This is a genomic window from Thiomonas sp. UBA7699 (assembly GCF_002482605.1).
GTDB classification, from domain to species: Bacteria; Pseudomonadota; Gammaproteobacteria; order Burkholderiales; family Burkholderiaceae_C; genus Thiomonas; species Thiomonas arsenitoxydans.
This window is the reverse complement of the sequence record NZ_DLGH01000002.1, coordinates 68,505-79,721: the sequence shown is the minus strand read 5'-3', so window position 1 is coordinate 79,721 and position 11,217 is coordinate 68,505. Positions and strand designations below refer to the sequence as shown.

Annotated in this window: 9 protein-coding genes; 7 read left to right on the top strand and 2 right to left on the bottom strand. The window is 65.8% G+C overall.

Translation table 11 applies throughout. The features are described from left to right. Positions 1–173: 173 nt before the first annotated feature. Positions 174–1,766: a xanthine dehydrogenase small subunit gene (gene xdhA, locus B3H47_RS01225; RefSeq protein WP_286985500.1), complete on the bottom strand. Its 1,593-nt coding sequence runs from the start codon at positions 1,764–1,766 to the stop codon at positions 174–176. Between the two features lie 147 nt (positions 1,767–1,913). Here xdhA and B3H47_RS01220 point away from each other — a divergent pair, with 147 nt between their 5' ends. The 7 genes from B3H47_RS01220 to B3H47_RS01190 all read left to right on the top strand — a co-directional run bounded on the left by B3H47_RS01220 (position 1,914) and on the right by B3H47_RS01190 (position 10,391). Then, positions 1,914–2,840 carry a LysR family transcriptional regulator gene (locus B3H47_RS01220; RefSeq protein ID WP_156052649.1) on the top strand — a complete coding sequence of 309 codons (927 nt, stop codon included), beginning with the start codon at positions 1,914–1,916 and terminating at the stop codon, positions 2,838–2,840. 96 nt (positions 2,841–2,936) lie between these two features. Next, positions 2,937–4,244 (top strand): NCS2 family permease, encoded by a 1,308-nt coding sequence (locus B3H47_RS01215; protein WP_276709695.1) that lies wholly within the window; start codon positions 2,937–2,939, stop codon positions 4,242–4,244. A 6-nt stretch (positions 4,245–4,250) separates the two neighbouring features. Beyond that, positions 4,251–5,600: a guanine deaminase gene (guaD, locus tag B3H47_RS01210; RefSeq protein ID WP_286985499.1), complete on the top strand. Its 1,350-nt coding sequence runs from the start codon at positions 4,251–4,253 to the stop codon at positions 5,598–5,600. A 113-nt stretch (positions 5,601–5,713) separates the two neighbouring features. Next, positions 5,714–7,258 (top strand): ABC transporter ATP-binding protein, encoded by a 1,545-nt coding sequence (locus B3H47_RS01205; RefSeq protein ID WP_286985497.1) that lies wholly within the window; start codon positions 5,714–5,716, stop codon positions 7,256–7,258. Then, positions 7,245–8,300, top strand: coding sequence for an ABC transporter permease (locus tag B3H47_RS01200; RefSeq protein WP_286985495.1), 1,056 nt, complete (start codon positions 7,245–7,247; stop codon positions 8,298–8,300). The genes B3H47_RS01205 and B3H47_RS01200 overlap by 14 nt, the downstream gene beginning before the upstream one ends. 12 nt (positions 8,301–8,312) lie before the next feature. After that, entirely contained in the window at positions 8,313–9,233 is a 921-nt protein-coding gene (locus tag B3H47_RS01195; protein WP_286985493.1) for an ABC transporter permease, read from the top strand. 63 nt (positions 9,234–9,296) lie between these two features. Next, positions 9,297–10,391, top strand: a complete 1,095-nt coding sequence (locus B3H47_RS01190; RefSeq protein WP_414718216.1) for a BMP family ABC transporter substrate-binding protein — start codon at positions 9,297–9,299, stop codon at positions 10,389–10,391. A gap of 61 nt (positions 10,392–10,452) precedes the next feature. Here B3H47_RS01190 and B3H47_RS01185 read toward each other — a convergent pair whose 3' ends face one another. Then, entirely contained in the window at positions 10,453–11,154 is a 702-nt protein-coding gene (locus tag B3H47_RS01185) for a pirin family protein (protein ID WP_286985490.1), read from the bottom strand. Positions 11,155–11,217: the final 63 nt, after the last annotated feature.

Here is an 11,217-nt window from a genome sequence, read left to right as displayed (position 1 = left end):
AGGGGGCGCACCCCGCCTTGGGGCGGCCCGGCGGCGGGGTGGCGCCGACGCGGGCGCCCTCGTGCAAGGCGGGCCATTCGGCCTCGGGCCACGGCGGGTTGTCCTGGCGGGCAAAGTTCGGAATGGCGGGAGATCGGGCTAAGAGGTCGTGGGGCTTGTTCATGGTGCGCTCCTCAAACCGTGTGCAGCGCTGGTTGAAGCTCCGCCCAGATGCGGGTCTGGCTGGCAGGCAGGGGCGCTTCGAGACGGGTTTCCAGCCAGAATCGCCACAGCAGATTGCGCGCCACGCGCTGCCTGTGGGCGCTGCTGGCGCGCAGATCGGTCAAGGGCTGGAAGTCGGCGTCGAGTGCCTGCATGGCCGCGCGCACGCTGGCTTCACTCCACGGCTGGCCCAGCAGCGCGGCTTCGGCCTGCGCGGCGCGCTTGACCACCGCGGCCATGCCGCCGAAGGCCAGGCGCGCGTGGCTGACGTGGCCTTGCGCATCCAGCCGCAGGGCCAGGCCACAACTCACCGCCGAGATGTCACAGTCGTAGCGTTTGGAGAGTTTGTAGGCCCGTAGCCGCAGCGCCTGCCGGGGGGGGGCGCTCGGGGTGGGCAGAGGCAACTCGATGGCCCGCAGGAACTCACCGGGATGCAGGGCGTTTTTCATATAGGCGAGGTAGAACTCTGCCAGCGGTAGCCGTCGCAAGGTCGGCCCGCGTTGCAGCAGCAGTACGGCGTCGAGCGCGAGCAGCACGGGCGCGCTGTCGCCGATGGGCGAGCCGTTGGCCACATTGCCGCCCAGAGTGCCGGCGTGACGCACGGGCGGACCGGCGAAGCGCAGCGCCATCTCGCGCAGCTCGGGCCAGTGCTGCACCAGCGTGGCCCAGGCATCTTCCAGCGGCACGGCCGCGCCGATGCGAAGCAGGGTGCCGTCGTGTTCCACCGCATGCAACTCGCGCACGTCGCCCAGATAGAGCAGATCGCCCACGTCGCGGAACTGCTTATTGGTCCACAGGCCGATGTCGGTGGCGCCAGCCAGCAGTCTGGCCTCTGGCCGTTCGGCCCGGACGGCGGCAAAAGCTTCAAGGGTGCGTGGCGCGATGAAATGGTCGATGCGGGGTTGACCCCGCGCATCGGGATAGGCGGGGTTGGGCGCGGCGTGCACAAAAAGCTCGGTCGTGCGCTCAGCAATCTGGCGCAGCAGCGCGGCAAGGGGCTCGGGGTCGAGCCGTGCCGCTGGCGCCTCGAACATCGCCCGACCCGCATCGAGAATGGGGCGGTAGCCGGTACAGCGGCACAGATTGCCCGACAGGTCGTCGGCGAGTTGCTGCCGCGTGGGCCGCGTGCCCGAGCCCTGGTGGCGCTCGTAGCTTGCGTAAAGCGACATGGCGAAGCCAGGGGTGCAGAAGCCGCACTGCGAGCCGTGACAATCGACCAGGGCCTGCTGCACCGGGTGCAGCGCACGACCAGGGGCGAGTTGCTGAAGGTCTTCGACGGTCAACAGCGCCTTGCCGTGCAGAGTGGGCAAGTAGCGGATGCAGGCGTTGATCGGGCGTAGCTGCAACGATCCCACGGTCACCGCGGCGCAATCTTGGTTGATGTCGTCTGCCAGCTCCGCCACGACCACGGTGCAGGCGCCGCAATCGCCTTCGGCGCAGCCTTCCTTGGTGCCGCACTGGTGCGCATGCTCGCGCAGCCACTGCAGCACGGTGGTCGTGATGGGCAGACCGCTGACTTCGGTGATCTGGCCGCGATGGACGAAGCGGATAGGTTGGGTGTTCATGGCAGGTTGCGGGCCATCAGGCGGTGGAAATGTGAAAACAGAGTGAAGCACGATGCTGCAAGTATTGGGCCACGATCCGGCGCGATTGACATATGCTGAACTGTATACAAAACATGCGAAGCGGCTGATGCCGCAAGGGGCTGCACCATGAACAATGCGCTGGACTCCATTGACCTGCATCTCATCCGGGTACTGCATACCGTGCTGACCGAATCCAACGTTTCCCGCGCCGCCATGCGGCTGGGCTCGACCCAGCCCGCCGTGAGCGCCGCGCTGCGTCGCCTGCGCGGCATCACCGGCGATGAACTGCTGGTGCGCAGCGGCAATGCGATGGTGCCCACGGCCTTCGGCGCCAGCCTGATCGAGCCGAGCGCCTGCATCCTGCGGGAAGCGCAGCGCTTGCTCGGCGGCGCCAGTCCGTTCGATGCGATGCACAGCACGCGGCAGTTTCGCCTTGTGGCGGCCGACTATATGGACCCGGCCTTTCTGCCGCAGCTCATCGCCACGCTCAAACGCGAAGCGCCGCTGTGCGGGGTGGACGTGCTGCCGTTGTCGGCGACGCTGGATTACCGCCACGCGCTGGCCGCCGGCGATGTCGATGCCGTGCTCGGCAACTGGCTGGAGCCGCCGCAGGATCTGCACCTTGCGCCGCTGATCGAAGATGAAATCGTCTGTCTGGTCGCCGCCGATCACCCCGCGCTGCGGCGCGGTCTGGATCTGGAGCAGTATCTGCAGGCCGAGCATGTGGCGCCGTCGCCGCTGCGCGCCGTGGGCGAAGGCGTGATCGACCAGCATCTGCACCATCTGGGGCTGCAACGCAACGTCACGGTGCATTGCGCCTTTTTCAACCTGATTCCGGGGCTGGTGGCGCGCAGCCTGCTGGTGCTGACCACCGGACGCCGCTTCTGCCAACGCTATGTGGATGCCGGTTTGCCGGTACACATCCTGCCCTGCCCGGTGCCGTTTCCGCCGCTGACCTATTACCTGCTGTGGCACGCCCGCGTGCATCTGGACGCCGCGCACCGCTGGCTGCGTGCGCATATTCGTGAGGCCGCCGACCCCCGGCCGGGCTGACCTCCTCCTCAACTCCTTCTCAACCCCGCGCCGATGCGGCACGGGCCTATCGACCTCGCCACCCTGAGCGAGGCGTTAAAACCCAGGAGACTGTTCATGAATCTGCAAACCTTGTTCAAGCTCGATGCGCACGGCACCGATGTGCGCACCGAGATTCTGGCGGGGGTGACGACCTTTCTCACCATGTCGTACATCATCTTCGTCAACCCGTCGATTCTGTCGACCACGGGCATGGACGCCAGCGCCGTGTTCGTCGCCACCTGTCTGGCGGCCGCCCTGGGCACTTTCATCATGGCCTTCGTCGCCAACTGGCCCATAGGACTGGCGCCGGGCATGGGGCTGAACGCCTTTTTCGCCTTCACCGTGGTCAAGGGGATGGGCTTCACCTGGGAGCAGGCGCTCGGGGCGGTTTTCATCTCCGGCTGCATCTTCATTCTGCTGACCATCACCGGCGTGCGATCCTGGCTAGTGGCGGGTATTCCGAAGTCGCTGCGTAGCGCCATTGCGGCAGGGATCGGCATGTTCCTGGCGATCATCGCGCTGTCGAATGCGGGTGTCGTGGTGGCGAATCCGGCCACCAAGGTGGGGCTGGGCAATCTGGCCTCGCTGCCGGTGGTGCTGGCAGCCGGCGGCTTTTTGCTGATTGCGCTGCTCGACTACTGGCGGGTGCGCGGCGCCATTCTCATCGGCATTGTCGCGGTGACGCTGGCGAGCATGGCGCTCGGGCTGACCCAATATCACGGCATCGTGTCGATGCCGCCGAGCATTGCGCCGACCTTGTTCAAGCTCGACATTCTGGGCGCGCTGCATGCCGGGTTTTTTCACATCATTCTGGTGTTCGTGCTGGTGGAAATTTTTGACGCCACCGGCACGCTCACCGGCATCGCCCGCAAGGCCGGGTTGCTGAAAGACGGCGCCAAGGACGGCCAGAGCGGCCTCGGGCGCGCGCTGTTTGCCGACAGCCTGGCCATTTTCTCCGGCTCGCTGCTGGGCACCAGCAGCACCACGGCTTATATCGAAAGCGCTTCCGGGGTGCAGGCGGGTGGTCGCACCGGGCTCACGGCACTCACCGTGGGCGTGCTGTTTCTCGCTGCGCTGTTCATCGCGCCGCTGGCCGCCGTCGTGCCCGCTTACGCCACGGCCCCGGCCTTGCTCTACGTTGCCGGGTTGATGATGCGCGAGCTGCTGGAGATCGACTGGAACGACATCACCGAATCGGTACCCTCGGCGCTGGCGGCGCTGATCATGCCCTTCACCTATTCCATCGCCAACGGCCTGGCGTTCGGCTTCATCATGTACGCCGCGCTCAAGCTGCTGACCGGGCGGGCACGCGAGGTGCATCCGGCCCTGTGGGTGGTGGCGGCGCTGTTTTTGCTGCGCTACGCGCTGTTTCCCTCTGACTGACGATTGATGACTGCTGTGAACACTTTGGCCTCTACCGTCGCCCCCGGCCAAGCTCGCGTGGCCTTGCGCGGCGACATTCTCTACTTCCTGCGCGACCCCGGCTGGAGCGAAGACGCCACCGGCGCCGTGCGCTTCGAGCCCGACGGCTGGCTGCTGATCGAGCAAGGCCGAGTGCATGCGGTGCGGCCCGCCGACGAGCCCCCCGACGCGAGCTGGGCGCGGCAGGACTGGCGCGGCCATCTGGTGATGCCGGGCTTCATCGATACCCATGTGCACGCGCCGCAGCTCGATGTCATCGCCTCCTTCGGTGCGGCGCTGCTCGACTGGCTGGAGCGCTACACCTTTCCGGCCGAAGCGCGCTACGCCGACCCCGAGCAGAGCCGCCTCGGGGCGGAGCGCTTTTTGCAAGCGCTGCTGGCGCACGGCACCACGTCGGCGCTGGTGTTTGCCACGGTGCACAAGACCAGCAGCGAGGCGCTGTTCGAAGCAAGCCGCCAACTCGGCATGCGCCTTATCACCGGCAAGGTGCTGATGGACAGCAACTGCCCGGCCGACCTGCGCGACGATGTGGTGCAGGCCGAGCAGGACTGCATCGACCTGATCGAGCGCTGGCATGGTGTCGACCGCTTGGCCTACGCGGTGACCCCGCGCTTCGCCGCCACCAGCAGCGCTGCCCAACTGACCATGGCCGGTGGCTTGCTGCAACGCTACGCCCAGCGCGCCGGGGGGCTGTATATGCAGACGCATGTGGCCGAAAACCGCGACGAGGTGCGCTGGATCGCCGAGCTGTTTCCCGACAGCCGCAGCTATCTCGACGTCTATGACCGTCGCGGCCTGCTCACCCGCCGCAGCATTCTGGCGCATGGCATCTGGCTCGACGATACCGACCGCGGGCGCATGGCGCAGACCGGCAGCAGCATCGCCTTTTCGCCTTCGTCCAACCTGTTTCTGGGCAGCGGCCTGTTCGACTGGGCCAAAGCCGAGTCTGCGGGGGTGGGCGTGGCCCCGGCGAGCGATGTGGGCGGCGGCACCAGTCTGTGCCAGTTGCGCACCCTGGCCGATGGCTACAAGGTGCTCGCCCTTCAAGGCCAGCGCATGACAGCCTGGCAGGGGCTTTACGCCGCCACCCGAGGCGCGGCGCGCGCCCTCGATCTGGAGCACGAGATCGGCCACTTCGCCCCCGGCACCGCGGCGGACGTGGTGGTGTGGCGCTGGGCCGAGGGTGCCGTGCAGCAGCGGCGGCAGGACATGGCACGCAGCTTGCATGAGCGTTTGTTCGCGTGGATGCTACTGGCCGACGAACGCAATGTCGCGGCCACCTATGTGCTGGGGCAGTTGCGATACCGGCCGGGGTAGAGACAACTTCAGGCCAGCATCGTTTGGGGCTGCGGGCCGCATCTGCGCAGGGTCAGGTATAGGACAATCCGACTTTCCGACTTTCCGTCTTTCCGCTACATTCGATTTCCCCCATGCGGCTCGCGCTCGAACACATCAGCAAGTCCTATCCCGGCGTCAAGGCCAACGACGACATCAGCCTGGCGGTGCAGCCCGGGGAAATCCATGCGGTGCTGGGCGAGAACGGTGCGGGCAAGTCCACGCTAATGAAAATCATCTACGGCGCGGTGCAGCCCGATGCCGGGAGCATCGTGTGGAACGGCGCGCCCGTTCGCATGAAAAACCCCGGCATGGCCCGCGAGCTGGGCATCGCCATGGTGTATCAGCACTTTTCGCTGTTCGACACCCTCACCGCCGCCGAGAACATCTGGCTGGGACTGGGGCGCGGTGTCAGTCTGGCGGACATCGAAACCCGCATTGCGGACATCTCGGCGCGTTACGGGCTGGACTGCGCGCCGCGCCGCCCCGTGCACACCCTGTCGGTCGGTGAGCGCCAGCGGGTGGAGATCATTCGCTGCCTGCTGGCCGATCCCAAGCTGCTCATCCTCGACGAGCCGACTTCGGTGCTCACGCCGCAGGCGGTCGAAAAACTGTTTGTGGTGCTGCGCCAGCTTGCGGCAGACGGCTGCAGCATTCTCTACATCAGCCATAAGCTCGACGAAATTCGCAGCCTGTGCCACAACTGCACCGTGCTGCGTGCGGGCAGGGTGAGCGGCCGCGTCGATCCGGCCCAGGAAACCGAGGCCAGCCTGTCGCGGCTGATGATCGGCGCCGATCCGCCCGAGCTGCAGCACCGCCCGTCGCAGGCGGGCGAGGTGCTGCTGAAGGTGGACGATCTGGCCCTGCCAGGCGATGGCGAGTTCAGCGTGGCCATCGACCATCTTTCGCTGCAGGTGCGGGCCGGAGAGATTCTGGGCATCGCCGGGGTGTCGGGCAATGGTCAGCAGGAATTGCTCGCCGCGCTGTCGGGCGAAGACCGGCGCGCTCGCCCCGCGGCCGTGCTGCTAGCGGGCGAGCCGGTGGGAGCGCTCGGGCCGGGGCAGCGCCGCAAGCGCGGGCTGCACTTCATCCCGGAGGAACGCTTAGGAAGAGCCACGGTGCCGGTGCTGTCGCTGGAGCAGAACATGCTGCTGACCGCGCGTCCCGCCGAGGCGACGACGCGGGGCCTGATCCGCCGCCAGATCCTGCGCGAGCAGGCACAGACGGTCATTCAGCGCTTTGGCGTCAAGGCCAGCGGACCGCAGGCCGCGGCGCGCAGTCTGTCGGGCGGCAATCTGCAGAAATACATCGTGGGCCGCGAAATACTCGGTCGGCCCCGCGTGCTGATCGTTGCGCAGCCGACCTGGGGCGTGGACGTGGGTGCGGCGGCGCAGATCCGCGCCGAGCTGCTGGCGTTGCGCGATGCGGGCTGCGCCGTGCTGGTCATCTCGGAAGAACTCGACGAACTGTTTGAAATTGCCGACCGGCTGCAGGTAATGGCGCGCGGCAAGCTGTCGCCCTCCATCGCCCGTGCCGACGCCACGGTCGAGCAGATCGGTATGTGGATGAGCGGGCTGTGGCCGCAAGGCCCGGCCACTAGCGCGCAAACCGCAACGGAGGTGGCCCATGTTGCGGCTTGAGCCCCGGGGCGCGCCTTCAAGGTGGATGGTATGGCTGTCGCCGCTGTTGGCGCTGGGCATTACCGTGGCGTTCGGCGTGGGCATTTTTCTGGCCATGGGCAAGAACCCGGTCCACGGCCTGAGCATGTTTTTCTGGGAGCCGGTCAAGAGCGCCTACAACCTGTCGGAACTGGCGCTCAAGGCCACGCCGCTCATTCTCATCGGCTTGGGGCTCGCGGCCTGTTATCGCAGCAATGTGTGGAATATCGGCGCAGAAGGACAGTACATCCTCGGTGCGATTTTCGGCGGCGGCGTGGCGCTGCTGGCGGGCGACCACACCTCGCATGCCATCGTGCTGCCCATTCTGCTCGCCGGTATTCTGGGCGGCATGGTGTGGGCGGCGCTGGTGGCGGCACTGCGCGACTGGTTCAACGCCAACGAAATCCTGGTCAGCCTGATGCTGGTGTATGTCGCGCAATACCTGCTCGACTACCTCGTCTACGGGCCGTGGAAAGACCCGGAGGGCTACAACTTTCCGCAGACCAAGATGTTTGCCGATCCCACGCTGCTGGGCCATTTGATTGAAGGCACGCGGCTGAACTGGGGTTTCCCCATCGCGCTGGTCGCAGTGGCGCTGGTGTGGCTGTTTTTGTTTCGCAGCGTGGCCGGGTTTCGCTTGCAGGTGGGCGGGTTGGCGCCGGGCGCGGCGCGCTACGCCGGGTATTCCTCGCGCAAGGCGCTGTGGACGGTGCTGCTGATGTCGGGCGGGTTCGCCGGTCTGGCCGGGGCGCTCGACGCCATCGGCCCGCTGCAGCAACTCACGCCGCAGGTGTCGCAGGGCTATGGTTTCGCGGCCATCATCGTGGCCTTCGTCGGCCGGCTCAATCCGGTGGGTATCGTGCTGTCGGGCGCGCTGATGGCGATGTTCTACATCGGCGGTGAACTGGCGCAGTCGCGTCTGGGCTTGCCCAATGCGATGACGGGCGTGTTCCAGGGCCTGCTGCTGTTTTCGCTGCTCGCCTGCGATACCTTGATCTACAACCGCATCCGTTTCAAGCGCTGAAGGACATCACGCATGGATATGGCCGCTTCTCTGATCGCCACCACCTTGAGCGCGGGCACGCCGCTGGCGCTGGCTTCGCTCGGCCTGCTGATCAACGAAAAGTCGGGCGTGGTCAACCTCGGTGCCGAGGGCATGATGCTGATGGCCGCGGTCGTCGGCTTTGCCGTGGCGCTGCATACCGGCAACCAGTGGGCCGCCTTCGGCGCGGGGGCCGCGGTCGGCGCGTTGATGGCTGGCGCCTTGGGGCTGCTGGTGATCTGGCTCAACACCAATCAATACGCCACCGGGCTGGCGCTCACCCTGTTCGGCGCCGGGCTGTCGGCCTTTATCGGCATTGACTATGTGGGCAAGACCCTGCCCAACTTTCAGCCGTGGGACATTCCGGGGCTGAGCAATCTGCCCTTCATCGGCCCGGCGCTGTTTCGCCATCACCTCATGGTGTATCTCACGGTGCTGCTGGCGCTTGGTCTGATCTGGTTCTTCGACCGCACTCGCGCCGGCCTGGTGCTGCGCGCGGTGGGCGAGTCGCCCGAATCGGCACATGCCCTGGGCTACCCGGTGCGGCGCATCCGTTTGCTGGCGCTGATGTGCGGCGGCGCGCTGGTGGGCGTGGCGGGGGCTTATCTTTCCGTGATCTACACGCCCTTGTGGGTGCAGGGAATGACGGCGGGGCGGGGCTGGATCGCCTTGGCGCTGACCACCTTCGCCACCTGGCGCCCGGCGCGGGTGCTGCTCGGCGCGTATCTGTTCGGTGGCGTGACCATGCTGCAGTTCTTTTTTCAGGGCAGCGGGGTGCAGATTCCGTCGCAATTCCTGTCGATGTTGCCCTACATTGCCACCATCGTGGTGCTGGCGCTGATGTCGCGCAACCCGCTGTGGATTCGCATCAACATGCCTTCGTCCATCGGCAAGCCGTTCACTCCCGGGGGGTGAGCTTTTCGCGCACGCGGGCCCAATTTTTGTATACAGTTTGATATCACTTTTATGGAGGACTCCATGTTGAAAACCCTGTTGAAAAAACCGCTGGTCGCGCTTGCGGCCGTGGCCAGTGTGCTGGCGATGAGCGCGGCGCCCGCGCAGGCCACCGATCCGCTGAAGGTCGGTTTCGTCTACGTCGGCCCGGTGGGCGATGCCGGCTGGAGCTTTGCGCACAATCAGGCTCGCCTGGCGCTGCAGGCCAAGTTCGGCGACAAGATCAAGACGCAGTTCGTGGAGAGCGTGCCCGAAGGCCCGGATTCGGCCCGCGTGTTCCGCGATCTGGCTCAGCAGGGCGACGGCCTGATTTTCGCCACCAGCTTTGGCTATATGGAATCGGTGCTGCGCGTGGCCAAAGACTTTCCGAACATCAAGTTCGAACACGCCACCGGCTACAAGACCGCCAAGAATGTCGGCACCTACGACGCCCGCACCTATGAGGGCGCTTACCTGGCCGGGGTGCTCGCTGGCGGCATGACCAAGACCAATGTCCTGGGCGTGGTGGGTTCGGTGCCCATTCCCGAAGTGATTCGCAACATCGACTCCTTCACCCTGGGCGCGCAGTCGGTCAACCCCAAGATCACGACCAAGGTGGTGTGGGTGAACAAATGGTTCGATCCGCCGAAGGAAACCGAGGCCGCCACCTCGCTCATCAACCAGGGCGCCGACGTGCTGTTTCAGAACACCGACTCGCCCGCCGTGCTGCAAACCGCAGCCAAATTGGGCAAATACGGTTTTGGCTGGGACAGCAATATGAGCAAGTTTGGCGGTAAATCGCATCTGGCCTCGGCCACGATCAACTGGGCGCCGCTGTATGAAATGCTCACCGCCGAAGTGCTCAAGGGCGACTGGAAACCCGCGCAATACTGGTGGGGCATGAAGCACGACACCATTCAGCTGCAGGACATCAGTCCCGCCGTGCCGGAGGCGCTGAAAAAGACCGTGCTCGAGCGCGAGGCCGGTCTGAAGAACGGCAGCTTCAGTATCTGGAAGGGCCCCATCGTCGATCAGTCTGGCAAGACGATGGTGGCGGCGGGTCAGGTGGCCGACGACAAATTCCTCCACGGCATCACGTTCTATGTGAAGGGTGTGGAAGGCCAGGTTCCCGGGCGGTGAGTCCCCCGAGTTTTGCAGGCTGAAAACGGGCCGGAGACTGCAAGAGCCGGCCCGTGTTCATTCAGGCCGCGGCGTCGACCAGCACGACTTCCGCCTCTTCGAGAGCAGTCAGACGCAGCAGGGTTTCGTCGCGGATGGCTGCACCGTCGCGGGCTTGCAGACTCACGCCATTGACCTCCACCTTTCCCCGTGCAGGAACGAGATAGGCCCTGCGGCCAGTGCCCAGCGCGTACTCGACCGAGTCGCCCGCCCTGAGCGTTGCGCCCAGCACACGGGCATCGGCACGGATCGGCAGCGCTTCGGCGTCGTCTTTCATGCCACTGGCCAGGGCGATGAACCGGCCGGATCGGTCGGTTTTCGGGAAGGGCTTGGCGCCCCAGGCTGGCGGCACGCCGCGACGGTTGGGCAGAATCCAGATCTGAAAGAGGGTTGTCGGGACGGCTTCCCGGTTGAATTCGGAATGCCGGATTCCTGTACCGGCACTCATCACCTGCACATCACCCGCTTCGGTGCGCCCGCGATTGCCAAGGCTGTCTTCATGCGTGATGGCGCCCTCGCGGACATAAGTGATGATTTCCATGTCGGCGTGGGGATGTGGTGCGAACCCGGTCGATGGCGCGATGGTGTCGTCGTTCCAGACGCGCAGCGCCCCCCAGTTCATGCGCTGAGGGTCGTGATACCCGGCAAATGAAAAGTGGTGCCGCGTGTCCAGCCAGTCGAGGCGGTCGCCGCCGAGTTGTTCAAACGGTCTGCGTTCGATCATGCCGTGCTCCTGTTGGAAGTTGGATTTGTAAGGCACAACATAGTGCAAGGGCAGGGGGTTTGC

Bases quoted from the DNA above. Each gene is read 5' to 3' on its own strand.
- xdhA (WP_286985500.1), bottom strand. From the start codon at position 1,766: ATGAACACCCAACCTATCCGCTTCGTCCATCGCGGCCAGATCACCGAA.
- B3H47_RS01220 (WP_156052649.1), top strand. From the start codon at position 1,914: ATGAACAATGCGCTGGACTCCATTGACCTGCATCTCATCCGGGTACTG.
- B3H47_RS01215 (WP_276709695.1), top strand. From the start codon at position 2,937: ATGAATCTGCAAACCTTGTTCAAGCTCGATGCGCACGGCACCGATGTG.
- guaD (WP_286985499.1), top strand. From the start codon at position 4,251: ATGACTGCTGTGAACACTTTGGCCTCTACCGTCGCCCCCGGCCAAGCT.
- B3H47_RS01205 (WP_286985497.1), top strand. From the start codon at position 5,714: ATGCGGCTCGCGCTCGAACACATCAGCAAGTCCTATCCCGGCGTCAAG.
- B3H47_RS01200 (WP_286985495.1), top strand. From the start codon at position 7,245: ATGTTGCGGCTTGAGCCCCGGGGCGCGCCTTCAAGGTGGATGGTATGG.
- B3H47_RS01195 (WP_286985493.1), top strand. From the start codon at position 8,313: ATGGATATGGCCGCTTCTCTGATCGCCACCACCTTGAGCGCGGGCACG.
- B3H47_RS01190 (WP_414718216.1), top strand. From the start codon at position 9,297: ATGTTGAAAACCCTGTTGAAAAAACCGCTGGTCGCGCTTGCGGCCGTG.
- B3H47_RS01185 (WP_286985490.1), bottom strand. From the start codon at position 11,154: ATGATCGAACGCAGACCGTTTGAACAACTCGGCGGCGACCGCCTCGAC.